Origin of the sequence: Streptomyces sp. NPDC088252 (assembly GCF_044740965.1) — a bacterium.
Taxonomy (GTDB): Bacteria; Actinomycetota; Actinomycetes; order Streptomycetales; family Streptomycetaceae; genus Streptomyces.
Genome location: NZ_JBIURS010000009.1, coordinates 68268 through 93209, shown reverse-complemented (window position 1 = coordinate 93209; position 24942 = coordinate 68268). Strand labels below are relative to the sequence as shown.

Annotated in this window: 26 protein-coding genes and 2 pseudogenes; 12 read left to right on the top strand and 16 right to left on the bottom strand. The window is 69.9% G+C overall.

The genetic code is table 11. From position 1 onward, the window contains the following. Window positions 1-152: 152 nt before the first annotated feature. On the bottom strand, window positions 153-1100 hold the full coding sequence (locus ACIOHC_RS20110; protein WP_401843354.1) for an ornithine cyclodeaminase family protein: 948 nt from the start codon (window positions 1098-1100) through the stop codon (window positions 153-155). Window positions 1101-1187: 87 nt separating this feature from the next. After that, window positions 1188-1814 (bottom strand): YigZ family protein, encoded by a 627-nt coding sequence (locus ACIOHC_RS20105; RefSeq protein ID WP_365692153.1) that lies wholly within the window; start codon window positions 1812-1814, stop codon window positions 1188-1190. Between the two features lie 58 nt (window positions 1815-1872). Here ACIOHC_RS20105 and ACIOHC_RS20100 point away from each other — a divergent pair, with 58 nt between their 5' ends. Next, a complete protein-coding gene (locus ACIOHC_RS20100; RefSeq protein WP_351077573.1) occupies window positions 1873-2283 on the top strand; it encodes a CoA-binding protein in 411 nt (136 codons plus the stop codon). A 239-nt stretch (window positions 2284-2522) separates the two neighbouring features. Beyond that, a complete protein-coding gene (locus ACIOHC_RS20095) occupies window positions 2523-3380 on the top strand; it encodes an aminoglycoside N(3)-acetyltransferase (protein ID WP_389636915.1) in 858 nt (285 codons plus the stop codon). 2 nt (window positions 3381-3382) lie between these two features. Here ACIOHC_RS20095 and ACIOHC_RS20090 read toward each other — a convergent pair whose 3' ends face one another. Together ACIOHC_RS20090 and ACIOHC_RS20085 are read right to left on the bottom strand one after the other, a co-directional pair. Further along, window positions 3383-3943, bottom strand: coding sequence for a YbaK/EbsC family protein (locus ACIOHC_RS20090; protein ID WP_351085718.1), 561 nt, complete (start codon window positions 3941-3943; stop codon window positions 3383-3385). A 44-nt stretch (window positions 3944-3987) separates the two neighbouring features. Beyond that, window positions 3988-4560, bottom strand: a complete 573-nt coding sequence (locus tag ACIOHC_RS20085; RefSeq protein ID WP_351085716.1) for an XRE family transcriptional regulator — start codon at window positions 4558-4560, stop codon at window positions 3988-3990. Between the two features lie 92 nt (window positions 4561-4652). On the opposite strand from ACIOHC_RS20085, the pseudogene ACIOHC_RS20080 reads away from it, so the two are divergent. Then, a pseudogene (locus ACIOHC_RS20080) lies at window positions 4653-5518 on the top strand (EamA family transporter). A gap of 20 nt (window positions 5519-5538) precedes the next feature. Here ACIOHC_RS20080 and ACIOHC_RS20075 read toward each other — a convergent pair. Continuing rightward, complete coding sequence (locus ACIOHC_RS20075) at window positions 5539-6294, bottom strand: acyltransferase (protein WP_351085715.1); 756 nt, start codon at window positions 6292-6294, stop codon at window positions 5539-5541. 154 nt (window positions 6295-6448) lie between these two features. Between ACIOHC_RS20075 and ACIOHC_RS20070 the strand changes: the two genes are divergently transcribed. Continuing rightward, entirely contained in the window at window positions 6449-6979 is a 531-nt protein-coding gene (locus ACIOHC_RS20070; RefSeq protein WP_351085714.1) for a gamma carbonic anhydrase family protein, read from the top strand. A gap of 80 nt (window positions 6980-7059) precedes the next feature. Here ACIOHC_RS20070 and ACIOHC_RS20065 read toward each other — a convergent pair whose 3' ends face one another. Together ACIOHC_RS20065 and ACIOHC_RS20060 are read right to left on the bottom strand one after the other, a co-directional pair. Next, a complete protein-coding gene (locus ACIOHC_RS20065) occupies window positions 7060-7719 on the bottom strand; it encodes a DedA family protein (protein ID WP_351085713.1) in 660 nt (219 codons plus the stop codon). Between the two features lie 162 nt (window positions 7720-7881). Then, window positions 7882-8319, bottom strand: a complete 438-nt coding sequence (locus ACIOHC_RS20060; protein WP_351085720.1) for a DUF4442 domain-containing protein — start codon at window positions 8317-8319, stop codon at window positions 7882-7884. 154 nt (window positions 8320-8473) lie between these two features. Between ACIOHC_RS20060 and ACIOHC_RS20055 the strand changes: the two genes are divergently transcribed. Both ACIOHC_RS20055 and ACIOHC_RS20050 read left to right on the top strand, forming a co-directional pair. Then, on the top strand, window positions 8474-9562 hold the full coding sequence (locus ACIOHC_RS20055; protein ID WP_351085711.1) for a hypothetical protein: 1089 nt from the start codon (window positions 8474-8476) through the stop codon (window positions 9560-9562). 63 nt (window positions 9563-9625) lie between these two features. Then, window positions 9626-10907: pseudogene (locus tag ACIOHC_RS20050) on the top strand (MFS transporter). Here the strand turns inward: ACIOHC_RS20050 and ACIOHC_RS20045 are convergent. The 4 genes from ACIOHC_RS20045 to ACIOHC_RS20030 form a co-directional block, all read right to left on the bottom strand. Then, entirely contained in the window at window positions 10869-11714 is an 846-nt protein-coding gene (locus tag ACIOHC_RS20045; RefSeq protein ID WP_351085709.1) for a fused MFS/spermidine synthase, read from the bottom strand. The pseudogene ACIOHC_RS20050 and the gene ACIOHC_RS20045 overlap by 39 nt on opposite strands. Window positions 11715-11736: 22 nt before the next feature. Then, window positions 11737-12582, bottom strand: coding sequence for a patatin-like phospholipase family protein (locus ACIOHC_RS20040; protein ID WP_351085707.1), 846 nt, complete (start codon window positions 12580-12582; stop codon window positions 11737-11739). Between the two features lie 74 nt (window positions 12583-12656). Then, the gene (tuf, locus tag ACIOHC_RS20035) at window positions 12657-13826 is read right to left on the bottom strand and encodes an elongation factor Tu (RefSeq protein WP_401843350.1); all 1170 of its coding nucleotides are present in this window, start codon (window positions 13824-13826) and stop codon (window positions 12657-12659) included. 92 nt (window positions 13827-13918) lie between these two features. Further along, window positions 13919-14059: a hypothetical protein gene (locus ACIOHC_RS20030; RefSeq protein ID WP_365692148.1), complete on the bottom strand. Its 141-nt coding sequence runs from the start codon at window positions 14057-14059 to the stop codon at window positions 13919-13921. Between the two features lie 200 nt (window positions 14060-14259). Here ACIOHC_RS20030 and ACIOHC_RS20025 point away from each other — a divergent pair, with 200 nt between their 5' ends. Continuing rightward, window positions 14260-14973: a TVP38/TMEM64 family protein gene (locus tag ACIOHC_RS20025; RefSeq protein ID WP_351085703.1), complete on the top strand. Its 714-nt coding sequence runs from the start codon at window positions 14260-14262 to the stop codon at window positions 14971-14973. A 199-nt stretch (window positions 14974-15172) separates the two neighbouring features. Beyond that, the gene (locus ACIOHC_RS20020) at window positions 15173-16045 is read left to right on the top strand and encodes an undecaprenyl-diphosphate phosphatase (protein ID WP_351085701.1); all 873 of its coding nucleotides are present in this window, start codon (window positions 15173-15175) and stop codon (window positions 16043-16045) included. Window positions 16046-16675: 630 nt separating this feature from the next. Here the strand turns inward: ACIOHC_RS20020 and ACIOHC_RS20015 are convergent. Both ACIOHC_RS20015 and ACIOHC_RS20010 read right to left on the bottom strand, forming a co-directional pair. After that, a complete protein-coding gene (locus ACIOHC_RS20015) occupies window positions 16676-17527 on the bottom strand; it encodes an NAD(P)H-binding protein (RefSeq protein WP_351085699.1) in 852 nt (283 codons plus the stop codon). A gap of 276 nt (window positions 17528-17803) precedes the next feature. Then, complete coding sequence (locus tag ACIOHC_RS20010) at window positions 17804-18685, bottom strand: SDR family oxidoreductase (RefSeq protein ID WP_365692147.1); 882 nt, start codon at window positions 18683-18685, stop codon at window positions 17804-17806. An 86-nt stretch (window positions 18686-18771) separates the two neighbouring features. On the opposite strand from ACIOHC_RS20010, the gene ACIOHC_RS20005 reads away from it, so the two are divergent. The 3 genes from ACIOHC_RS20005 to ACIOHC_RS19995 all read left to right on the top strand — a co-directional run bounded on the left by ACIOHC_RS20005 (window position 18772) and on the right by ACIOHC_RS19995 (window position 21422). Next, complete coding sequence (locus ACIOHC_RS20005; RefSeq protein WP_351085695.1) at window positions 18772-19350, top strand: TetR/AcrR family transcriptional regulator; 579 nt, start codon at window positions 18772-18774, stop codon at window positions 19348-19350. Window positions 19351-19860: 510 nt separating this feature from the next. Continuing rightward, window positions 19861-20346: an HIT family protein gene (locus ACIOHC_RS20000; RefSeq protein WP_401843347.1), complete on the top strand. Its 486-nt coding sequence runs from the start codon at window positions 19861-19863 to the stop codon at window positions 20344-20346. Between the two features lie 437 nt (window positions 20347-20783). After that, the gene (locus tag ACIOHC_RS19995) at window positions 20784-21422 is read left to right on the top strand and encodes a hypothetical protein (RefSeq protein WP_351085691.1); all 639 of its coding nucleotides are present in this window, start codon (window positions 20784-20786) and stop codon (window positions 21420-21422) included. A gap of 451 nt (window positions 21423-21873) precedes the next feature. On the opposite strand, the gene ACIOHC_RS19990 is transcribed toward ACIOHC_RS19995, so the two are convergent. Both ACIOHC_RS19990 and ACIOHC_RS19985 read right to left on the bottom strand, forming a co-directional pair. Continuing rightward, window positions 21874-22269 carry a hypothetical protein gene (locus tag ACIOHC_RS19990; protein WP_401843345.1) on the bottom strand — a complete coding sequence of 132 codons (396 nt, stop codon included), beginning with the start codon at window positions 22267-22269 and terminating at the stop codon, window positions 21874-21876. Window positions 22270-22575: 306 nt separating this feature from the next. After that, the gene (locus tag ACIOHC_RS19985; RefSeq protein WP_351085687.1) at window positions 22576-23169 is read right to left on the bottom strand and encodes a fasciclin domain-containing protein; all 594 of its coding nucleotides are present in this window, start codon (window positions 23167-23169) and stop codon (window positions 22576-22578) included. A gap of 513 nt (window positions 23170-23682) precedes the next feature. On the opposite strand from ACIOHC_RS19985, the gene ACIOHC_RS19980 reads away from it, so the two are divergent. Beyond that, complete coding sequence (locus ACIOHC_RS19980; RefSeq protein ID WP_365692141.1) at window positions 23683-24501, top strand: isocitrate lyase/phosphoenolpyruvate mutase family protein; 819 nt, start codon at window positions 23683-23685, stop codon at window positions 24499-24501. Window positions 24502-24677: 176 nt separating this feature from the next. Here the strand turns inward: ACIOHC_RS19980 and ACIOHC_RS19975 are convergent, their stop codons facing one another. Further along, a complete protein-coding gene (locus tag ACIOHC_RS19975) occupies window positions 24678-24932 on the bottom strand; it encodes a LapA family protein (RefSeq protein ID WP_365692139.1) in 255 nt (84 codons plus the stop codon). Window positions 24933-24942 lie beyond the last annotated feature (10 nt).

The window sequence follows — 24942 nt, the reverse complement described above, 5'->3', positions numbered from 1 at the left end:
CTTCCTCCGCCCCCGGGGCCCGGGTCTGTCGCACCGTGCTCGGTCCGTCCGGTGCGGAGCCTCGTTGTCCGCATCGGCCACATCGACGGCGGTGAGCCCCTCTTCCCTCACCGACCACAGTGTCCCATCACCATCGGCCGCCACCGTTGCCTTCAGGCGAGAAGATCGATCCGCGTTCCGACGGAGAGCCGTTCCGCATGACGGTACGCGGCCCAGGCGAGGGCCAGGTCCTGCCAGGGGAGCCCGACGGGTGCGTAGACGGAGCGGCTCGTGTCGGCGGTACGGCCGGGATGCGTGCCTCCGAGCAGCTCACCGAGGGTGGCGTCCGCGGCGGTGGCCGGAAGCCCCGCCGCAGCCAGGGCTCCCATCGCCGCGGCCTGCTCGCGGTCGTCGACGACGAGGAGGGCGGAGGCGAGCAGATCGGCGGAGAGCTCCTGCTTGCCCGGCTCATCGGCGCCGAGCGTGGTGAAGTGCTGCCCGGGGCGGCTGTCGGCGAGGTACAGCAGGGGTGTGCGGGACCAGGTGGAGAGCAGGACGACATCGGCGACGGCGGTGATGTCGGCCGCGGAGCCGAGGACCCGTCCGTGGTGCCGGGCGGCGAATCGCGTGGCGCGTTCCGGATCGGTGTCGTGCACCACGAGTTCGCGGAAGCCGCGCAGACTCCGTAGCCCACGGACCATGATCTCGGCCTGTGCACCCGCGCCGACGATGCCCAGCACCGCTTCGCCTGCGGGGTCGGGTACGGCGAGGACGTGAGTACCGAGGGCCGCGGCCAGTCCGGTGCGCCAGGCCGTGACCGTGGCCGAGTCGAGAAGGGCGAGGAGTTCGCCGTCCCGGCCGCTGTGCAGACAGATCACACCGCGCAACGCCGGCCGGGCACCGGGGAACTTGGCGTTGACCTTGACGGTGTACGCGTCGATGCCCGGCAGCAGTCCGGGTATGAGAGCCGTCGCCGTACCCGGGAACGGCAGATCCGTGCGCACGCGCTGCCCGGCGAGCGTCGGAGCGCCGGCGTGACGAAAGCCCTCCCGCAGTGCGGCCAGGGAGGCTTCCGGATCGAGCACGGCCAGAAGGTCACTGCTGGTCAGGAGACGAGTCATGGGCCCATTGTCCGGCACGGCCGATCAAGGCCCGAGCATGCCCCGTGACGCGGGGAAAGTGCGGTGGGGGCGTGCGGACGGGCCCGGTCAGGCTTCCTCGTACGCCTCGCCGCCCAGCTCCAGCTCGGCCTCGCCCGCCGTGGCATCGGCAAGCCAGCCGCGGAACGACTCCACGTCGGCGTCCGGCAGTCCGATCTCGATGACGACGGCCTCCGCGTAACGGACCTCGCGCACGGTCCGTCCGGTGGCCCGGAGGTCGTTCTCCAGCTTGCCGGCGCGCTGATGGCCGACGGTGATCGTCGCGAGGCGGAACCGCCGCCGGGTGACGGTGCCGAGTGCGTCGAGTGCCTCGCCCACCACTCCTCCGTACGCCCTGATCAGTCCGCCCGCACCGAGCTTCACGCCCCCGTAGTAGCGGGTGACGACGGCGACGACGTACCGCATCTCTCGGCGTGTCAGCATCTGCAGCATGGGGACGCCGGCGGTACCACCGGGCTCTCCGTCGTCGCTCGCCTTCTGCACGGAGGCATCGGCGCCGATCACGTAGGCGAAGCAGTTGTGGGTGGCGGTCGGGTGTTCCCTGCGGACGCGTGCGACGAAGTCCTGCGCCTCCTGTTCGGTGGCGGCGGGGGCGAGCGCGCAGATGAAGCGCGACCGGTTGATCTCGGTCTCGTGCACGCCCGCTCGGGCGACGGTCCGGTACTGCTCCTGCATCCGGCCACCCTATGCCCCGGCCGGGAATGGTCCCGGTCCCCCGTCCGTTGTCCCGATCATGTACGCAGACGAAGAGACGATCAGCAGGATTCTCCGGAACTCGGGCGAGACCTGGGCCGTCGTGGGCCTGTCCGGCAACCGGTCGCGCGCGGCCTACCGCGTCGCCGAGGTGCTTCAGCGCTTCGGCAAGCGCGTGGTCCCGGTGCATCCGAAGGCGGAGCGGGTCCATGGCGAGGACGGCTATGCGTCGCTGGCCGACATTCCGTTCCCGGTCGATGTGGTGGACGTCTTCGTCAACAGCGAACTGGCGGGCGCCGTGGCCGACGAGGCGGTGGCGACCGGGGCGAAGGCCGTCTGGTTCCAGCTCGGCGTGGTCGACGCCGAGGCGTACGAACGCACGCGCGCGGCCGGGCTCGACATGGTCATGGACCGCTGCCCCGCGATCGAGATTCCCGCGCTGGACCGATAGTGCTGTGACCGGAAAGGTTCACCGGCTCGCGACGCCCGTCACGGCACCGCGCCGCGTTGTCGCATCACCCGAGTGCGCGTCCAGCACGAGGGCGATCCTCCGCCTTGCGACGCACCGCACCGGACGCCACGAGCCTCCCGGCAAACCTTTGCGGCCACAGCACCAGCGGCAGCACGTCCGTCTCCCGTGCGCATGTGCGCGGTGTCACATTCGGCGCCCGACTGGGAGAATGACGGACCGTGGGTACTACTGCTGCGACTGCGACGACCGTCCGCCACAGCCGCGCCGGGCTGTCCGGACAACTGACCGATCTGGGTGTGGAGCGGAACGGTGTTCTGCTGGTGCACGCGTCGATGCGTGCGGTGGGGCCGGTGAGCGGCGGGCCCGGGGCGGTGGTCGATGCGTTGCGGGACGCCCTCGGAGTGGGCGGCACACTCGTCGTCCCGGCGTTCACCCCGGAGAACTCCGACACCTCCACGCACTACCTCGACCGCGTGCGCGGTCTCACCGAGCGGGCCAGGGAGGCCGTGCGGGCGAGCATGCCGCCCTTCGACCCGGCCGCCTCGCCCGCGCCGTCGATGGGTCGTCTCGCGGAGACCGTACGGCTCACCGAGGGGGCGGCCCGAAGCGACCACCCCCAGACGTCCTTCGTCGCACTCGGCCCCTCGGCCCGTGAACTGGTGGCGCACCACCGCCCCGACTGCCACCTCGGCGAGGACTCCCCGTTGGCCCGCCTCTACGACCTGCGGGCCCAAGTGCTGCTGCTGGGCACCGGGTTCGACACCTGCACCGCGTTCCATCTCGGTGAGTACCGGGTGCCCGCGCCGCCGCGCCGCACGTATCGCTGTGTGGTGACGGCCGCGGGCCGGCGCCGGTGGTGGGAGTACGAGGACGCCGCGCTGGACGACAGCGACTTCGCAGCCCTGGGGGCGGACTTCTCCCACACGGACGACGGCGCGGCCGTGCGCACCGGTCCCGTGGGCTCGTCGACGAGCCGTCTGTTCCGCATCACCGATGCCGTCGACTTCGCGTCCCACTGGTTGCCGTCGCACCGGGGCGACGCACCGGTGCGGGCGCTCGGCCGGGCGCACCGCTGAGCTCAGCCCCGGACGCCCAGCCCCTCGACGACCACCGCTCCCGGCAGTGCCGCCAGCGCCTTGCCCGGGACGATCAGCTTGCCCCGCCGACTGCCGCTGCCGATCAGCACCCATGCCTCGTCCACGACGGCGGGATCGATCAGCAGCGGCCAGGCGGCCGGGAGTCCGATGGGGGTGATTCCGCCGTACTCCATGCCGGTCTCGCCGACCGCCGTGTCCATCGGGGCGAAGGACGCCTTGCGGGCACCGAGGTGCTTGCGGACCGCACCGTTCACATCGACGCGGGAGTGGGAGAGGACGAGGCAGGCCGCCAACGTCACCTCGCCGCCGCGCTTGCCCGCCACCACGACGCAGTTGGCCGACCGGTCGAGCAGCTCCGCACCGTGGTGCTCGACGAAGACCGCCGTGTCGGCGATCGCCGGATCCGTGTCGACATGAATGATCTGCTCGGCGGGGACACCGCCCCAGCCCTCGCGCACAGCGGTGGCGACGGGCGTGGTGAGCAGGTGGAGGCGGTCGGCCGCCGCTCCGGCGTTCTCGAAGGATCCGATGGGTGCGCGCATGTCCGCCACGCTAACAGCGCGCCGAAGGCCGTCGGTCGAGCGTCTCACCGTACGGGCGGGATGGACACCGCCATGGTGATCTCGGCAGGCTCGGAGCCGTCATTGCGGTAGACGTGCGGGTGGTGCGCCTCGAAGGTGGCGGAGCCGCCGGTGGGTACGGCGTATGCGGTCCCGTCGACGACCAGGGTGAGCTCGCCCGCGGTGACGTGGAGCAGCTCGACGGTGCCTTCGGGGTGCGGGTCCGAGGCGCTGCTGTCGCCCGGCATCAGGCGCCACGACCAGAGTTCGAGGGGCCCCCTGGCCTCCGTGCCGACGAGCAGGGTGGTCGAACTGCCCGCCTCCGTCGACCACATGCGTACCGCCTGGCTCTCGGGCACCAGCCGCACCGGTGAGCCCTGCTCGTAGTCGAGCAGGGTGGTGATGCTGACGCCCAGCGCGTCGGCGAGCTTGACCGTGGTGCCGACGCTCGGGTTGGTGCGGGCCTGCTCGATCTGGATGATCATGCCGCGACTGACCCCGGCACGGGCGGCGAGTGCGTCCAGGGTGAAGCCGCGTTCCCCGCGCCAGCGCTTCAGATTGCGCGCGAGCGACTGGGTGAGCTGATCGAGGTCAGACACATTCCGTCCAATATTTTGGATGACAGGGTCGAAAATACTGCACTACGGTGTGGTGCACCCACCGTTCACCGCACTGTACTGCGAGGCACGCGATGACAGCAGTCTTCGCCTTGGCCACCAGCCTTCTCCGGGGGTGGGCCGACTTCGGCGGCGGGCTGCTCACGCGACACGTGCCCGCGCTCACCGTGGTGGTCGTCTCGCAGACCGTCGCCGCCGTGGTGCTGGGCACCATCGTGGTCGCGACCGGCGGCTGGAGCGAGGCGGGACCGCAGCTGTGGTTCGCCGTCGCGGCCGGGACTGTCGGACCGATCGCGATGCTGAGCTTCTACAAGGCCCTGGCTCTCGGCCCGATGGGGGTGGTCTCCCCGCTGGGATCGCTGGGTGTCGCCGTGCCGGTGAGCGTCGGGATCATCGTCGGGGAACGGCCGGGGTTGCTGCAGTTCGCGGGCGTCGCGGTCGCCGTGGTGGGCATCGTGCTGGCCGGCGGTCCGCAGTTGCGCGGGACGCCGGTGCAGCGCCGGGCGGTGTTGCTGACGCTGGTGGCCGCGTTCGGCTTCGGGTCGGTGATGTCCTTGATCGCGGAGGCGTCCACCGACGTCACCGGACTCTTCCTGGCGCTCTTCGTCCAGCGCCTGACCAATATCGCGGTGGGCGGTACGGCCCTGTACGCATCGGTGCGCCGCGGGGCACGCGCGCTGCCGGAGGAGGGCGGAGGTGCGCGGTGCTGGCCGCGCTGCCCGCCCTGGCGTTCGTCGGGCTCGCGGATGTCGCGGCCAACGGCACGTACTCGCTGGCCGCGCAGCACGGCCCGGTCACCGTGGCCGCCGTGCTCGCCTCGCTCTATCCGGTGGTCACGGCCCTGGCCGCGCGCGGAGTGCTGGGGGAACGGCTGCGCGGGGTGCAGGCGGCCGGGGCCGGCCTCGCCCTGGTCGGCACGGTGCTGCTGGCAACCGGTTGAGGGACCGGATCCCGACGGCGTCAGTCCCCCGACGGCCCCGATGCCTCGCCCGGCTCCGTCAGGGCCAGCAGTTGCTCGGGCGTGACACCCGAGGGGATCGGCACCGGGGCCGGGGTACGCAGCGGGGGCTGCCAGCCCTTCTCGGGATCCCAGCTGCGCACCACACGGGCAGGAGCACCGGCCACCACCGCCCGGTCGGGTACCTCCCCCCGCACCACCGCCCCCGCCGCGACCACCACATTGCGCCCGAGCGCGGCCCCCGGGAGGATCACCGCTCCGGTGCCGATCCAGCAGCCCGGCCCGATGGAGACGGGCTCCATGCGGGGCCACTGCTTGCCGACCGGCTCGTGCGGATCGTCGTAACTGTGGTTCGTGGACGTGATGTAGACATATGGTCCGCAGTAGGTGTCCGAGCCGATGGTCACCCGGGTGTCGGCGACGACATGGCTGCCCCTGCCGAGCACCACCCCGTCCCCCAGGGTCAGGATCGGCTCCGGGCCGAGGTCCAGGTCGGGCATGAGTCCGGCGGTCAGCGTGACCTGTTCACCGATCACGCAGTGCGCGCCGAGCTCGATCCACCGCTCCCCGAAGACGGTGCCCTGCGGGAAGGCCAGCCGGGTACCGGCGCCGATCCGGCCGAACCGCAGCGGACCGGGGTGTTCCGCGGTGACCGCGCCCGACTCCTGCACCCAGCGCCAGCCGCGGTGGACGGCCCTGGACAGGGCGCGCCGCCGCCAGGCGGAAAGGGAAGAGAACGTGTTCCTGTTCTTCGGCACTCGCACACGGTAGTCGGCGGCACCCGGCACGATCACCGTGACCTCCTGTGATGTTCACCCCACTCGGCAGCGGTCCCCCGGCCGTCGCATACCGTTTTCCTGACGCGATCGGACGACCGCGACCGCACCACACCTGAGCACGGAGGAACGGGCGATGTCAGAGCAGGCGTTGATCACGGCCATGGGCGGCAAGGAGCCGGTCGTCGATGCGGAGGCCTTCACCGCACCGACGTCGGTCGTGATCGGTGAGATCACGATGGCCGCGGGCTCCAGCGTCTGGTACCACGCCGTACTGCGCGCCGATTGCGGTCCCATCTCCATCGGCGCCGACAGCAACATCCAGGACAACTGCAGTGTCCACGTGGACCCCGGGTTCCCCGTCACGGTCGGCGAGCGCGTCTCCGTCGGGCACAACGCCGTGCTCCACGGCTGCACCATCGAGGACGACGTCCTGGTCGGCATGGGGTCCACCGTCCTCAACGGTGCCCGCATCGGGGCCGGTTCACTGATCGCGGCGCAGGCGCTGGTCCCGCAGGGGATGCAGGTGCCGCCGGGGTCGCTCGTCGCGGGAGTCCCCGCCAAGGTCAAGCGGCAGCTGACCGAGGAGGAGCTCGAAGGCATCAGATTCAACGCGGTCGGCTACGTGGAGCTCGCCAAGGCGCACCGACAGGCACACGAGAGCTGAACGGAGCGGGCTCGGCGAACGGTTCCGCCGAGCCGCCTCGTCACCGGCCGGCACAGCCGCCTCCGGCCGGTCACCGCCGGTCAGTCCGCGGCCGGTACGGCCCCCGCGTCGGGCACGGCCGCGGTCGACGCCTGCGCCGCCGCCTTCTTGGCCCGGTTCTTCAGGATCAGCATCGAGGTCACACCGATCAGCACCGCGACCACCAGGCCCAGATAGGAGAACCGCTTGAGCCAGGCCTCGGCGACGACGCCCACCGAGTAGACGACGGCCGTGGTGCCGCCGGCCCAGACGATGCCGCCGAGCACGTTCGCGATCAGGAACCTCCAGTACGGCATGTGCAGCACGCCGGCCAACGGCCCCGCGAAGATCCGCAGCAGTGCGACGAAGCGGCCGAAGAACACCGCCCACATGCCCCACTTCTGGAACGACCGCTCCGCCATGGCGATCTGGTTCACACCGAAGTGCTTGGGGAACTTCCCGCCGAGCCGGGCCAGGAGCGGCCGTCCGCCCTTTCGGCCGATGGCGTATCCGATCGAGTCTCCGATGACCGCGCCGGCCGAGGCGCAGGCCCCGAGGACCCATGGATTGATCCCGTCGTGCCCGGCCGACAGAAGTGCCGCGCTGACCAGGACGATCTCACCCGGCAGCGGAATACCGAGGCTCTCAAGTCCGATGACGACGCCCACCAGGACGTACACGCTGACCGCGGGAACGGTCTCCAGCCACTCCTGGATGTGCAACGCCGGTTCCTCCCGTGATGATGTCTCGTGGCTCGCCGGTCAACTCCTCGGCGCACGGCGGGAATGCTACCTGTCCCGCCATCGGCCCGGACAGCACGAAAGGCCGCCGCGCTCGCCCCGGCGGGGGGTGCGCGGTCGGCCCTTCGGGGGAGCCGCCCGGGATCAGGCGTTGGGGCGCAGCGTCCAGACGACCGTCATCTCACCGGTCACCGCGCCGTCCGCACGCCGGATCTCGATGAGCACGGGGAACTCGGGCCGTCGGCCCTCGTCCAGTTCGGCGACGACGTCGGCCACCGGGCGGCCGAGGGTGGCCGTCGCCGTGACGGCACCCTTGGCGAGCTTCTTGTAGGCGATCTCCGCCTTCACCGCCAGCGGCACGGCGCGTGACAGCTGGTCGCCGAAGGCCGCGATGACGATCGCGCCGCTCGCCGACTCCGCGAGCGTGAACATCGCGCCGGCGTGCGGTCCGGCGAGGTGGTTGTGGTAGTCGGCCTGGTCCGGCAGGCGGACCACCGCGCGCTCGGCGGTCGTCTCCAGGAATTCGAGATTGAGGGTCCGGGCCATCGGAACCGTCGCGGCGAGCATCTCGCCGACGGTCATCTGTTCAGCACTCATGACCAGATGTTACTCATCAGTAAATGTGTTTGGCCATCCCCGGGATCCCCACACCCCTCTCGCCCGGTCGCCGCCTTCACCATCCGCTCACGGGGGCGGACGTAGCCGAGCGGTCGGCGCCCCTCTATCGTTACTCGCCATGTGGCCAGGACAGCAGCCGCCCGGGGGCGAGCAAAACCCGCAGGACCAGAACCAGAACCCGTATCAGCAGCCGGGGTACCAGCAGCCGAATCCCTACCAGCAGCCGGGATATCAGCAGCAGGGTCACCCCGGACAGCAAGCGGGGTATCCGCAAGCGGGTCAGCAGCCGGGGTATCCGCAGCAGGGCCAGCAGCCCGGCTACCCGCAGCCGAACCCGTACCAGCAGCCGACCGTGCCGCAGTACGCGGTCCCCGGCCCTCCCGGTGGACCGCAGCCGGACGGCGGAAAGAAGAAGACCACCGCCATCGCGATCGTCGCGGCCACCGCCGTCGTCGTGGCTGCCGTGGTCACCGGTGTCGTCGTGATGAACAAGGACGAAAACAAGGGCAAGGACGTCGCGGACGACAAGAACTCCTCGGCGCCCGCCAAGCCGTCCGAATCCGAGTCCGAGGCGAATCCGCGCGGCACCGACGGGGACGCCAAGCCCCTGATCGCCGGCTGGAAGGTCGTCACCAACCCCAAGTGGGGCACACAGTTCGACGTACCCGGGGACTGGGAGGTCAGCCCTCCCGGCGCGTTCTCGTACTTCAAGGACGACAACAAGGGCGACGGCTCGCCCTACATCGGATTCTCCGCACCGTCGTACTACCAGAGAAAGTGGTGCGTGAAAGTTTCCGACAAGGACGGCACCAAGGAGGACCTGAGCCTGGCCAGCGCGGGCACCAGGGGCGCCCAGGGCGCCACCGACGCGGCCAAGAACGCCCGCAACGAGGCCGCCGACTGGGCGTGGGCCGCCTACGCGCAGCACATGCCGAAGAGCACCATCAAGTTCACCGAGGCCAAGCAGTACACCACCAAGTCGGGTCTCACGGGCCAGGTCGTCACAGCCACCGCCCCGAATGTCACGAAGCGGAAGAAGTGTGACAGCGACGGCAAGACGATCGCCTTCACCTTCAAGAACAAGAAGGGCGAGTTCGCTTCCTGGATCCTCTACGGAGCCCACAACGTCAAGGACGAACTCCCGGACACGACGATCCAGCAGATCCTGAGCACCGTACGGCTGGTGGACGTCGCCCCGTCCTCCTGATCCTCACCGCCACCACCGGGAAAGCAGTCGGCACGGCGGGGGCGCGACGGCGATAGTCCCTTGGTGACTGCAGCTTCCGCCCCCACTCCCCCTGCGCGCCACTCCGGCCGCAACTACCGTCCTGACCACCGCCGCGATCATCACGGGCCTGGGCACCCATGGTGCGCTGATCGCGGCGGCGTTCGCCGTTCTGGAGTCGGGCGGCGACGGCGGCGACGTCGGTCTGGTCGCCGCCGCCAGGGCCGCACCGCTGGTGCTCTTCCTGTTGATCGGCGGGGCGGTCGCGGACCGTCTGCCCCGCCACCGTGTGATGGTCGCGGCGAACGCCCTCAACTGCGTCTCGCAGGCCGCCTTCGCCTGGCTCGTGCTGGCCGGCGATCCGAAGCTGTGGCAGATGATGCTGCTCACCGCGCTGTGCGGGACCGGGCAGGCGCTCTTCAACCCGGCGGCCGAGGGCATGTTGATGTCCAGCGTCAGCCGTGAGCACGCGAGCCGCGCTTTCGCCCTGTTCCGGATGGCCATGCAGGGCGCGACGATCGGCGGAGCGGCGCTCGGCGGTGCCATGATCGCCGCGATGGATCCGGGCTGGGTGCTGGCCATCGATGCCGCGTCCTTCGCGTTGGCGGGTGCGCTCCGGGCCTTCCTCGACGTCAGCCACGTTCCCCCGCGTGCGCCGGGCGGCGGGCTGCTCGCCGATCTGCGCGACGGCTGGCAGGAGTTCATCGGCCGCCCCTGGCTGTGGAGCATCGTGGCCCAGTTCTCGGTGGTGGTCGCAGCCGTGGGGGCCGCCGAGTCGGTGTACGGACCGCTGGTCGCCCGGGACGATCTCGGTGGCGCCCGTCCCTGGGGCTTCGCGCTCGCCGCGTTCGGGGTCGGCACGCTGGGCGGCGCGTTCTTGATGACGCGCTTACGGCTGCTGCTGGCCGGAACCCTCTGCGTCTTCCCCCCCTGCCGTCGGCCGGGCTCGCGGTCCCGCTGCCGGTGGCCGGGCTCTGCGTGGTGATGTTCGTCAGCGGCGTCGCCATCGAGGTGTTCGGGGTCTCGTGGATGACGACCATGCACCAGGAGATCCCGGAGGAGAAACTGTCGCGCGTCTCGGCGTACGACTGGTTCGGCTCGGTTGCCATGATGCCGGTCGCCACCGCGCTCGCCGGTCCGGTCGAGGCCCTGGTCGGGCGCAGCCGGGCCCTGTGGGGCTGCGCGGCCTTGATCGTGCTGGTCACCGGCGCCGTGCTGTTCGTGCCCGAGGTCCGCAATCTGCCGCGCCACCAGCGAGGTGGTGGCGGCCAGGGCCCTGCGGCCGTCCTCAGCCGATGCCGAAGGCTCCGTCGGGCGGCTCGGGTGAGGCGACCGCCTCCCTGTCCCCGACCGGCCGGGCGGCTCCGGTGAGCCGGTCCAGCGCAGGGCCGTCCTCGACCCTGGCGGGGAAGGCGTCGGCGGCGCAGCGGCGGGTCAGCGCCGCGGTGTCGATGGGGGTTCGGGAGGCGACGAGGACGACGTTGCCGAAGCGCCGACCGCGCAGCACCGCCGGTTCGGCGATCAGTGCGAGCTCTTCGAAGACGGCCGCGAAGGTGGCCAGTTGGGAGCGGAGGAAGTCGAACGGCGCGCCGTCCGCGAGATTGGCGGCGTACGTCCCGCCGTCGCGCAGCGCCCGGCGGGCGGCCCCGGCGTACTCGACGGTGGTGAGGTGGGCGGGTACCCGGGAGCCTCCGAAGACATCCGCGACCAGGACGTCGAGGGATCCGGGCGGCGTCCGTTCCAGCCGGCTGCGGGCGTCCTCGCCGTGCACGGCGATCCCGCTGCCGTCGGGGACCGGCAGTTGCTCGGCGATCAGGGCGAGGAGCCCGAGGTCGGCCTCCGCGACGTCCTGGCGGGATCCCGGCCTGGTCGCGGCCACGTAGCGGGGCAGGGTGAGCGCTCCGCCGCCGAGGTGGAGGACGTCCAGCGGTGCGCCCGGTGCCGCGGCACAGTCCACGACGTGCGCGAGGCGTCGTACGTACTCGAATTCGAGATGGTGCGGCGCGTCGAGGTCGACGTACGACTGGGGTGCGCCGTCGACGGTGAGCAGCCAGGCCCTGTCCCGGTCGATGTCCGGGAGGAGCCTGGCGGTGCCCTGGTCCACGTCCCTGATGACGGGTATCGACTCGTTCACTCCCCCATTGTGCGGTGAACGATCAGCCGCTCATGACCGCGGTGACGGCTTCGGTGTGCGCGGCCGACTGCGCGAGCCCGGCACGGGCCGCCGCGGCCCGGCACGCAGGGTCCAGGGGGTTGCGCCCGAAGGCCTTCTTCGCCGCCGCGTCCGGGGTGATGACCTCCACGCGGGAGCCCTTCGCGGCGAGCTCGGCCGCCTGCGAGCGCGGCGAGACGATGACCTTGTTGCCACTGGCCGCCGGAGCGATGACGACGACGCGTCCGTAGCCCTCGGCGAGATGGGCGTTGGCCGTGGAGTGCACTCCTCCGTCGATCCAGGAACGTCCGTCGACGGTGGCGACGGGCCAGACGGCCGGGACGGCGGAACTCGCGGTGACGGCGTCCACGAGCGGGACTCCGCTCTCCTTGTCGAACGTGTGGAGTTCGCCGGTGGCCGCGTCGACCGCGGTGACGCGCAGGGCCCGCTCGGGCCAGTCGGACGACGGAAGGCGATCGGCGATGGACGCGCGCCGTTGCTCCGCCGTGATGCCGAGGCGGGCGCCTCGCGCGATCCGGGCCAGCTTGCGGCCGTACGCCTCGGGAGTACGCGAGGACAGCACGGCTCCCGTGTAGCGCAGGAGGGTCGGCACGCCGAGCCTGCCGCCGGTCATGCCGTGCGGATCGGTGAGCTGGAGTTCGTACAGTTCGGGAAGACCGACCAGTCCGGAGGCCAGCTGCGCGCCGACCACCGCCCCCGCCGAGCTGCCGATGATCACGTCGACGCCGCCGAGGTCCACGCCCGCCTTCGCGAGCCCGTACAGAATTCCGGTCTCCCAGGCGCCGCCGGTGACACCGCCGGCACCGAGCACCAGTGCAGTCTCTGTCATGCCGTCAGTCTTGCGCACGGCATCGGGCCCGCCTCCCGTGGGGTACGGGAGGCGGGCCCCTGGTGCGGGACGCCTCAGAGCAGTCCGGTGACGGTGCCCGCGCCTACGGTGCGGCTGCCTTCGCGGATCGCGAATCCGAGTCCGGTCTCCAGCGGGACGTCACGGCCCAGCTCGACGGTCAGGTCGACCGTGTCCCCGGGTCGCGCCACCGCCACCGCGCCGAGGTCGACGTCTCCGACGACGTCCGCGGTGCGGATGTAGAACTGCGGCCGGTAGCCGGTCGTGACCGGGGTGGTCCGACCGCCCTCCCGCGCCGACAGGACGTACACCTGCGCGGTGAAGCGTCGGCTCGGCGTCACGCTGCCGGGGGCCGCCACCACATGGCCGCGGCGGACCCGGTCGCGCTCCACACCGCGCAGCAGCAGGGCCACGTTGTCGCCGGCCTCGGCGGACTCCATCGGCTTCCCGAAGGTCTCCAGACCGGTGACGACCGTCTCGATGTCCGGGCCCAGCACCGACACCCGGTCGCCGACCCGCACGGTGCCGCGCTCGACCGCCCCGGTGACGACGGTGCCCCGGCCGGTGATGGTCAGGACGTTCTCCACCGACAGCAGGAACGGCGCGTCCGTGTAGCGGACCGGCATCGGCACGTACGTGTCGACGGCGTCCAGCAGCGCCTCGACGGCCGAGGTCCAGCGCGGGTCGCCCTCCAGGGCCTTGAGGCCCGACACCCGGATGACGGGGGCGGAGTCACCGCCGTAGCCGTGCGCGGAGAGCAGCTCGCGGACCTCCAGCTCGACGAGGTCGGTCAGCTCCGGGTCGCCCGCGTCGGCCTTGTTGAGGGCGACGACGATGTGGTCGACGCCCACTTGGCGGGCGAGCAGTACGTGCTCGGCGGTCTGCGGCATGATGCCGTCGAGCGCGGAGACGACCAGGATCGCCCCGTCGAGCTGGGCGGCGCCGGTGACCATGTTCTTGATGTAGTCGGCATGCCCCGGCATGTCGACATGCGCGTAGTGCCGGGTGTCGGTCTCGTACTCGACGTGCGCGATGTTGATGGTGATGCCGCGCTGCGTCTCCTCCGGCGCCCGGTCGATCCGGTCGAACGGGACGTACGTCCCGGTTCCCCGGTCGCTGAGGACCTTGGTGATGGCCGCGGTCAGGGTGGTCTTGCCATGGTCGACGTGGCCCATGGTGCCGATGTTGAGGTGGGGCTTGGTGCGCACGTATGCCGTCTTGGGCATGGCTCATTCCTTGGAATTCGAAGCTGAGTGAGAAGACCCCAGGGCCCCGCCGACCCTCCCCTTGCGGGGTCCGCCGGACTGTCGGGGGAGGGTCAGCTTCGGGCGCCGCCGATGGACGCTGCGGCAACGGCGAACGCTGCTGCGACGACTGCCGCTGCGGTGACGGGGCTCACGGCAGCCTTCGGCGCGTCCGCGACTGCGGACGACGCTGCGAGGAAGGCGTACCGGAACATGGCTCCGATGATGGCCGAGGGACATGGTGACGTCGAATGGTTTTCCCGTGCGGACGGCGCGGGCGGACAAGGGAGTTCGGCCTCCGCCCCGGCGCCCCCGCCGCGTGGCCCCCAGGGCGTCGGCGTCGGCGCGGGTGGCCGTCCGGTACGTACCGTTCGCGTTACGGCGATCACACGCGGGCGTCGGTTAGTCTCCCCGCATGCTCGACCCCGTCCCCGCCGCCCGGCCCGCCACCGGCCTCGCCGTGCGCTGTACGAGGGCTCTGCTCTCGCCCTGGTCCCGGTTCTCACTGCTCGTGGTGGTGCTGCTGGGCGCCGCGGCGACGACGCTGCTCCTCGACCCCCAACGGCTGCTCGCCACCGGCTGGCCCACCCGGCTGAGCGGGGGCGCCACCGCGATCGTGCTGTTCGCCGTCGCGTACGGCGTGTGCACCGTGGCCTTCGTGCCGCGGCCGCTGCTCAACCTCGCCGCCGGTGCGCTGTTCGGTTCGCAGGCGGGCCTGGCCGCCTCGCTGGCGGGCACAGTGCTCGGCGCGGGCATCTCGTTCGCGCTGGGCCGGGTACTGGGGCAGGACGCGCTCCGCACGCTGCTGCGCGGGCGCTGGCTCAAGGCGGCGGACGGCCAGTTGAGCCGGCACGGATTCCGCTCGATGCTGGCCCTGCGGCTGTTTCCCGGTGTGCCCTTCGCGGCGGCCAACTACTGCGCGGCAGTCTCACGCATGAGGTATCCGCCTTTCCTGGTGGCCACGGGGCTCGGTTCGGTCCCGAACACCGCCGCGTATGTCGTCGCGGGCAGCGAGGCCTCGTCACCGACGTCGCCCGCCTTCCTGGCCGCGACCGGGTTCATCGTGCTGACGGGGGTCGGCGCCGCCGTCGTCGCCTGGCGCAAGCGCCACCGCCTCGCCGCCGAGTGATCCGGTACGCACGGGGGCGTGCAGCGGCGCGGGGGTACACGTGATGCTGTTCATCTGAGGGCGATACCCTGCCCGCGACCGACCGAAATATCCGGGCGCGGCACGGCCCTGCCCTCATTCGACTCCTCGTCCGCACGCTGCCGACGGCTCTCACGGCCGTCGGCCGATGCACGATCACCTCCGGGATGGCCAAAGCCCCATGAGCTGGTTCGAATCGTTCGTCCTGGGCCTCGTTCAGGGACTGACCGAGTTCCTGCCGATCTCCTCCAGCGCGCATCTGCGGCTCACCGCTGCGTTCGCCGGCTGGCACGACCCGGGTGCGGCGTTCACCGCCATCACCCAGATCGGCACGGAGGCGGCCGTCCTCATCTACTTCCGCAAGGACATCGTCCGGATCGTCTCGGCCTGGTTCCGTTCGCTGGTCGACCGGTCGATGCGGAGCGACCACGACGCACAGATGGGCTGGCTGGTCATCGTCGGCTCGATTCCCATCGGCGTGCTCGGCGTGACCCTCAAGGACCAGGTCGAGGGCCCATTCCGGGATCTGCGGCTGATCGCCACCACGCTGGTCGTGATGGGCATCGTCCTGGGCATCGCGGACCGTCTCGCCGCCCGCGACGAGGCGGGCGGCAGGCACCGGGCCAGCAAGGAGCGCAAGACGCTCAAGGATCTCGGGGTGAAGGACGGTCTCATCTTCGGTTTCTGCCAGGCGATGGCGCTGATTCCGGGTGTCTCCCGCTCCGGCGCCACCATCAGCGGCGGTCTGCTGATGGGCTACACCCGCGAGGCGGCGGCCCGCTACTCCTTCCTGCTGGCCATCCCGGCGGTACTGGCCTCGGGGGTCTTCGAGCTGAAGGACGCGGGCCAGGGACATGTGTCCTGGGGGCCGACCATCTTCGCCACACTGATCGCGTTCGGTGTCGGCTACGCCGTCATCGCTTGGTTCATGAGGTTCATCACGACCAAGAGCTTCATGCCCTTCGTGGTCTACCGGATCATTCTGGGCATTCTGCTCTTCATCCTGGTCGGCGCCGGGGTTCTGAGCCCGCACGCGGGCGAGTCCGCCGGTTGATTCACTCTCCACTTCTTTTCCGATCCAGCGCTTTCCAGCATCTCCACGCATCCGCGCGTCATGATCGTCTCCCGGTCTTCTCCCACTTTTCTCCCACGCAGGAGCCGGAGAGACAGGCAGCACAGTCATCATCCGCCATCGGATCTGATTGGATGCGCGCCCCGAAAACTCCGGGTCCATTGGACGCCCGTCGTATCTGTCGTCATTCGAACGTTTGATGACAGGCAGCGTGCCGCAGCCGGAGCAGCGGAAGGCGTTGACCGCCCGGCACTGGTGCCGGGCGGTCGTTGTACTCCGGAGGGCCCGGTGTCCGGGAGGCCCTGGAAAACCTGAGACGGCTGCGGGAGGCCTGAAGTCGCCTGCTCGACGGCACTGTCACCGACGCCAACGAGATCGCCACGGTCATCTCGACCTTCAGCGCATCGAGACCCAGCTCTCCCAGAACTCGGACGGTCCCGGGAGGCTCCGGTAGCCAACACGGCCGTCCCCGCGGCCGGCCGTGGCTTTGTATCTCAGTACGAAGACCGACACAGTCAACCCCGTTCTGCGCGTTCCACCATTGTGGCCAGGGCGGGGGAAACCGGAGTGCCGAGCAGACCGGGCCCCGTATGGCTGGTCAGCACGACAAGCTCAGCGGAAGTCGTCGGCGTGGTCAACGGCCCACTGGGCGTAGGTGTGCGCCGGAGCGCCGGTGATCTTTTCGGCGATGACGGAGGTCACGGCCACGACGCCGTCGGCGGCGGCCCACTGACTCACGATCGCCTCGGCCACGACCGGATGCATTGTTCTGGCGACTTCCGCGCGAGCCTGCTCGTCGGAGATGTGTTCAACCCGGATATGACGGCCGATGGCCTCGCCGATGTGCTCGACCTGGCGTTGCAGGGTCAGGGACTCGGCCCCGTAGATCGTGTAGGCCTGGTGCGAGTGGCCCGGTTCGGTCAGGGTGGTCACCGCCAGCGCCGCGATGTCCTTCTCGTGCACCGGTGCCGACTGTGCGAGCGGATAGGGGAGGCGGACGACGTTGTCAGTGCGGATCGATTCGGCCCACCAGGTGCGGGTGTTGGTCGCGAATGTCCCCGGCCTGAGGAACGTCCAGTCCATGCCGGACCGTTGGACGGCCTGCTCGATCGTGCGGTTCAGGCGGGCGACCGGGTGGTCGGCGTCGGGGTCCAGGACGACCGACACCGACGAGAGCAGAACCACCTGCCGGATCCCCGCAGCTGCGGCCGCCGCAGCGACCTTCTCGATGTCGTAGGGCTTCTGGGGGTCGAGCATTCCGTACAGGAACACCTTGTCGGCACCGTCGAGCGCTGCGGGCAGCGTCTCGGGACGCTCCAGGTCGGCGACGACTGCTTCGCACCCAGGCGTCAAGCCCGCGGCTGGGGTCCTGCTGACTGCTCTGACCTGCTCACCGGCGACCAGCAGGCCATCGGCCACATGACGACCGACGTTACCGCGAGCGCCGAAGACAACTGCCACCATGATGGAACCTCCTGCTTGTTGTGGACATGAATTGCCGCATTGGCGCGGGTAGTGCGAGATGTGTCGCTGCCACGCAGGTGGCGGACCGACGCCGGCGGGCCTGGTTGTTGGCGATGGTGTGGGGAACAAGTCGGGCGCCGGAGCGCGTTGACCGCAGGATGTGCAGGTAGAGATGTCGCTGCGGCGAGACGGTCGGTCGCGAGTGACGTAGGTGAGGCTTTTTCCGCTGTCAACGTGAGCGCCGACAGCGGGTCCGCCCCGATCGTCGGTCGCCGATCAGGGCTGGATGTTCTCCAGGTCCTCCAGAAGGCTGGGGTGCTTCGACTCCCAGCCGAGCACCTGCCGGGTGCGGGTGCTGGACGAGGGCTGGTCGGCCTTGAAGATCGGGCCGAGCGGGCCGTAGCTCTGCTCCGGCACCGACTCGACCGGCAGGCCCAGCCGCCGGCCGATGACGGCTGCGATGTCCCGTACCTTGTCCCCCTCGTCGGCCACGGCGTGCCAGGCGGTACCGGCCTCCGCCTGCTCCAGGGCGAGCCGGAAGAGAACGGCCGCGTCGAGCGCGTGGACGGCGGGCCAGCGCTGTGTGCCGTCACCGGGATAGCCGGAGATCCTGCTCCGGCGTGCGATGTTGGTCAGCAGACCGGCGAACCCGCCCGTGCCCTCGTTGTGAACCGTGCGCGGCATGCGTACGGACGTGCTCCGGACCCCGCGCGAGGCCAGGCCCAGGACCGCCGTGACCGTGCGACTGCGGCCGCCGACCGGCCCGTCGGTCGGCACCGGGTCGGCCTCGGTGGAGGCACGGCCCGGCACCCAGGGCGTACCCGAGACGGTGACCAAGGGGCGGTCGCTGCCGACGAGTTCCTCGCCGAGGGTGGTGAGGGCGGCGGTCTCCTCGGCGACGTTCTGGGCGAGGGCCTCGGGGCTGCTGAAGTCGTTGCCGAAGGCCAGGTGGATCACCCCGTCGGCCTGGGCGGCGCCGGAGCGCAGGACGTCCAGATCGACGAGGCCTCCCCGCAGCGGCTCGGCGCCGGCTGCCTCGGCGGCCTGTGCGGAGGCGTCGGAGCGGGCGAGCGCGAGGACGGTGTGGCCGTTGCCGAGGAGTTCGGCGACGACGGCGGAACCGATCAGGCCGGTGCCGCCGGTGACAAAGACGCGCATGGAAACCCTCCCAGAAGTGATGGGACTCTTGTCCCGTCACCCTAGCAAGGTGACGGGACAAGAGTCCCATCACGTATGCTGAACCCATGGGTCGATGGGAACCAGGTGCGCGTGAACGCCTCGTCGTGGCTGCGGTCGACCTGTTCACGGAGCAGGGGTACGACGCCACGACGGTCGCGCAGATCGCCGAGCGTGCCGGGGTCACCAAGAGCACCTTCTTCCGGCACTTTCCCGACAAGCGCGAGCTGCTGGTCGCCGGGCAGGAGACGCTGAGTCGACTGCTGACCGAGGGGATCGCCGACGCGCCCGGTAACGCCAGCCCGCTTGAGGCAGTCGCTGCCGGTCTCGAGCGCGCCTCGACCGCGATGGGCCCGAGGAGTCGCGAGCTCGCCCCTCGCCTGAAGGCGGCCGTCGCCGCCAGCGCCGAGCTTCAAGAGCGCGACACCCTCAAGACCGTCAGCCTCGCGGCCGCGATGACAACCGCTCTGGTAGCCCGCGGCGTACCCGATCCGACTGCGGCTCTCGCGGGCGAGCTGGGCGTCCTCGCTTTCAAACGGGGGTACGCCGAATGGGCCGAGGGCGACCGTGGCGCCGAGGACGAGCTCGCCGGGTACACCCTGGCGGCCCTGGACGAACTGCGTGCGGCGAGCGCATCGCTGGGCTGACCGGACGAGCATCGTCCAGCGCTGGCGCGGTGGACGAGAAGCAGACCTCACAGCTCTTCGAGCTCGCTGGCCTGATCTTGGCTGTGGGCCGCCATATCCAGCCGTCCAAGGAGGCCGCAGCCGCGTCCGGAACGCCTCTGGCGCCGGCGGCTCGACGCACTCCTGACGGCAGTGCTTCAGCAGTTCGTCGCGCACCCGGTCCGGATTCCCTTCCGCGTGCGCGACGCTGACGGCCAGCCATGCCGTCAGCTTCTCCGCGTCCTGCACCGAGCACATCCGGAACCCCAGGTGCTCACATATCTGGGACCGTCGGCCAGGCACCGCAAGTGCCGGGTGGACAGGTCGAGGGCAGACGGGTGGACAAGCACACAAAGCTCCTGGCGGCACGGGCGATCTTGGTCGTGAACCCGTCTACCAGGAGCTTCATCTCGTACGCAGCCCAACCGGCGGTTTCATCAACCAAGTCGGCCGTCGATATCATTGCTGCGGGCTCTGTATAGGCTGGTGCGCGTGGATGTGACGGGGTGTCTTGGGTGTGACCTGCTGGCCGGGCGCCGGGAGTTGCCCGGGGGCGTCCTGCACGAGACCGCTGCGTGGGTGGTGAACCACGTCGTCGGTCCGATGAATCTCGGCACCTTGATCGTCGGTCCGCGAGAGCACGTCGTGGCCATCGCGGAACTCGACGACACGGCGGCGGAACTCGGCCCCTTGCTGCGCGATACCGCTCGTGTCGTGGAGACGTTGTGCCGTCCCGAGCAGACCTACCTCTGCATGTGGTCACACGGCCGCGACGCGCGCAAGCACCTGCACATCGTGGTCCAGCCGGTGACCGCTGAGGTGCGGGCCCGCTACGGCGGGCTGCGCTCCGAGCAGCTCCAGGCCCGGATGCTGGCGGACGGTGACGAGCCGGACATCACGGAGGTCGAGCAGTTCTGCGAGCGGGCTCGCGAGCTGTTCCGAGCGATCACCGACAGCAGCGTCGAAGACCACAGCTGATCACCGGTGCCAGACCGACGTCGCGGCGCAGTCGGGCGAGCACATGTGAGGAAGCACTGCAGTCTTCCCCGCACCCCCGCTTCTGGAGCTTCTCGTTGTGATACCGGCCGCTGGACCCGCAGGTCACAGAGGTTCGCCTCGACCGAACCTGGAGAAGCTCATCCCTTACCGCACGGGACGTCACAGCAGGTCGGCGCCTGCTACCACAGTGGCTCAACCGGCGCCCGAAACCGGCGTGTTGTCTTTCTGCAAGCCCTTACTGGCCATGAGGGCTCCCATGCGTCGTGCAGTGCCCGGCCCGAAACCAGCAGTTCAACCAGAATATCCGTGCCCCGCCGCGCGCCGACCGCGCGCCCACTGGTCAGACGACGTCTCAGCTCTGTCACAGGCGCAACGGTCTATACGCCTGGCCGCTTCGTGACTGGCAGTCTCGCCGCGTGGAGACAGCTGAACTCGTCCTGGAGTACGTGAAGACCCTGGTCTGGCCTGTGGTCACCGTCACCCTGGTGTGGGGCCTACGCGCCCACATTCAGTACGCATTCACACGCATGACCAGGTTGGAGACACCAGCAGGCGCGATCGAGTTCGAGGCTGACGCGCGGGAGGTTCGACAGAACGCGGAAGGATTGTCCTCCAACCCTGCCTCCGACCATCCGCCCTCTCAAGGATCTGGCGAACCAAACCCTGAACAAGGGAGTCCACAAGTTCCGCCTCCACGGAACGGCAACCAGGGGTTCGACATTTACGAGTCCGCGAGACTCACGGCTCTCCGTTCTCCTGCACTGGCCGTTATCCGCAGCTGGGACTTCCTCCAAGAGGATCTCACCCACGCGCTGAATCAGCGCCGCATCCCCGACCCTCCGGACGGCGCTCGATGGGATCCGAGAGACATTTCTTGGGAACACCTGCACAGACTGGGCCTTGACCCTGAAGCGGTGGCCGTCTACATGTCGCTGAAAGACCTCTGGGACAGAGCAGCGCACACCCTTACCCTGGTCACTCCTGAAGCCGCAAACGACTTCATCGCCAGCTGCCGCGACCTTTCACACCAGGTGAATGCCAGATATCACGCATAGCAATCGCTAGGAGACCCCTATCCACCTTCGCGAAGAGCCCGAGCGAGGAAGTTGTTCGCGGCCGTTCCTGGATGGTGGACAACGACTGCTTACACGGTCCGCCCACTGGCCTGGAACCGCAGCGCACGGGCGCGCCGCGGCCGGATGCAGGACTTCGGCGTAGTCGTGTGACGTCCGGTTCGTGACGGTCCGTTGGACAGCGGGGGCCAGGAACGGAACAGGCATGGCTTCCAAGATCACGGAGTTGTCGACGTCCTGTGCACCCAGCGCGAACACGCCGAGCACCTCCCCGCCAGACGGGCCCACTACAGCATGGCCGTCGAGGGCAACCAGAAGAGTCTTGCGCAACCTGGCCATCGGAGCCCTGAAACGAACCGGCGTCGCCAAGACCCCCCTCCGCCGTAACGCCCGCGACCCACAACGCCCGCTCGCACTCCTCGGCCTCACGTGATCACAAACGGACATCGAGTGGCCATGCCGAAGCCCTGCCGTGTACCGCCACCGTCAAGGCAATCGGCGAACTCGCGAGAGCCCGAAAGCCAAGCGCGGCCAGGCAGATGATGAACGCGTAGGTGAGCTTGAGGGCGGGTGGCAGCAACAGGACATACCCAATGAACCGGTTGGCATTGTTCGGGCCCATCAGCTGGGCCCCGGCCCCGCTGGTGAAACTGCGGACGAGCGCGACGGCGAAGACCGGGAACACCGCGACGAACAAGCCCGGTACGAGCCACTTGGGCATGTTGTATTCGCTGGGCAGCCAGGTCGAGGCCATACACAACAGGTCGACCCCGCAGAGCACCAACGCCAGCCCGAAGTGCGCCCTGTAGCTGCCTCGCAGCTCCTCCATGCCGGTTTCCTCCCGCATGCCCCTGATCGGTGCACCATAGCCTGCAGCACCTCCGCAGTCGCGAATAGCCCTGGGCCGCGGGACTCCGAGAACTCCATGATCCCGGAAGCCGTGCCTGTCACGTTCCGGGATCGTCGAGCCGGCAGACCGTCACAAATCAGCTCCCAGGGTGGCCTGCGGGCACTTTCGCCGGGACATCGGTCTCGGCTGCCCCGGGTCGGCGGTCCCGCCTCCCTGGGAGCGGGAGGCGGGACCGAACACCTTGCATCTGCCACCGGCCGATCGAAGCCCGAAGCAGAGCTGGTCCTAGGACGGGGGCATGAGCACCTCGTCGACGAGGTAGACGGTGGCGTTGGCCGTCTTGATGTCCCCGCAGACGATCTTGGCGGTGTCGTTGACCTTGAACGACGTGCCCGACCCGGAGGTCTTGAGCTTGGAGCCCTCCAGCGTCTTGAAGCTGCCGTTGGGAAGCTCGCTGGGGGTGATGGTCTTGTCCACGACGTGGTAGGTCAGGACCTTCTTGAGTTTCGGCTTGTCCTTGAGCAGGCCGGCAAGCTGCGTCTTGGAAACCTTGTCGAAGGCCGCGTTCGTGGGAGCGAAGACCGTGATGTGCTTCGCATCATTGAGCTTGGTGGTGAGCCCGGCGTCCTTCAACGCGAGTGCCAGCTTGGTCAGTTTCGGGTTGTTGGCCGCCGCCGTGGCCACGCGTTCCCTGGACATGCCGGTGGCACTGCCCTTGCCGCTGTGCGGCAGCTCGGAGCATCCCGGGCCGAACGGGCTCGGGGTGCTGGATGCCGCGTTACCGGCGAACGCCTGCGGGGCGAACGCGCCGAGCGAGAGCGGGAGGGCCACCACAGCGGTGATCGCTGCGGCGCTCGTGCGGATGCGATGTGACCTCATACCGATTCCTCTTCCCTCTAGGCGAAGGTCCGTGAGGTGTCGATGGCGCCCCTCGAAGGACGGGGACTGTGGCCGTCCTGGCCGGGGTGTCGTCCGCACCGCTCCGGCATGCCTCGTGGACCGCCGAACCAAGCCTAGACACCATTCGGTGTGGGGCGCACCCCGAGAACAATCGGCCGGTGCAACCACGCGCCCACCGCACCCGGAGCCGTTTCGTTCACGGCGTGCACAAGCAGTCGAGCGGACGTACTCCGGAGGAATGAGTGCCCTGTCGGTCGACCACGGTCCGTCTCGCTCCGGAGTGCGCAGGGGCGCCGTCGACTCGGCGGGTCACCGTCAACGGGAAGGTCGCCGGACCGCACACGACGATCCCGCAACCTGGCCGGCTGGTCGGACTCGTGAGGCGCGCCGGACTCGACGACACGGACCGCCCGGCTCACTGCCCGGCTCAAGATCGACGTGATGTCGGGTTCTCGCCAGAAGGTGGGCGGCGGTCGATGTTTGACTGCGCCCATGACCATCACGCAGCCGGACCGTGCCCACCTCTTCCGTTCCCTTCACACCCCGTCCGCACCCCTCGCGCTCGCCAACGCCTGGGATGTTGCGAGCGCGCGCGTCATCGAGGCCGCGGGCGCCCCCGCGATCGCCACGACCAGTGCCGGCGTCGCCTGGTCGCTGGGTTCTCCGGACGGCGACCTCCTTGACCGCGACCGAGCGCTGAAGGTGATCGGCCGGATTGTCGCCGCCGTCGCGGTTCCGGTCACCGCCGACATCGAGGGCGGGTACGGGAGGGACGCGGCCGACGTTGCCGAGACCGTCTCCGGAGTGCTCGCGGCGGGCGTCGTCGGCGTCAATATCGAGGACGGCACCCGTCCTCCGGTCGAGCTCGCGACACGGCTGGCCACGGCCCGGGAGACCGCCGACCGGGCAGGCGCGGACCTGTTCCTCAACGCCCGAATCGACACCTTCCTGTTCGGGCTCGGCGACCCGGACACCCGACTGGAGGAAACCCTGACCCGGGCGCGCATGTACGTCGATGCGGGCGCCGACGGCGTCTTCGTCCCCGGCCTCACCGACGCCGCCACCATCTCGGCGTTGGCCAGGGGCATCTCCGAACCGCTGAACGTCATGGCGGGCGCCGGCGCCCCGACCGTTGGCGAACTCGGCGCGCTCGGTGTAGCCCGCGTCAGTCTGGGTCCGGGCGTGGCACAGGTCGCCTACGCTGCCGCCCGTCGCGCCGCGCAACAACTCTTCGCCACCGGCGACTACGCCTCCCTCGCCGACGGCATGGCCTTCCCGGAACTCGACGCGCTCTTCTCCGAGCCCCACTGACCGGCCCACCGGCCGGTCCCTCACCCCTTGAGGCGCGGCCGACTTCCCACCGCGGAAAGACTCACTCGACGCGCTCGGTCACAACCGCCCTGCCGGTGCGGACACTCACTTGACTCCGGCCGCCGGGCCCGACCGGCGCGTCGACGACCATCCGGACGGCTCGCCCGTTCGGGGACTCAGCGCTTCGCACGGCGGTGGGCCAGGATCCCGCCCATGATCAGCCCGACCAGCAGGGTGACCGTCAGGACCGCCCAGAGCGGCAGGGTGACCGTGGTGACCCACAACCGGATGCCGACCGATTCGGTGTTCACGGCGATGAACCAGATCGCGAGCCCCGCCAGCACCACGAGCCCGATGGTGCGTATCCGTACGTCGCGGCCCTTGACGGAGACGGTCGGCGGGGCGTGCGGCCGAGAGGTTTTCTGTGCCATGGTCCCAGTA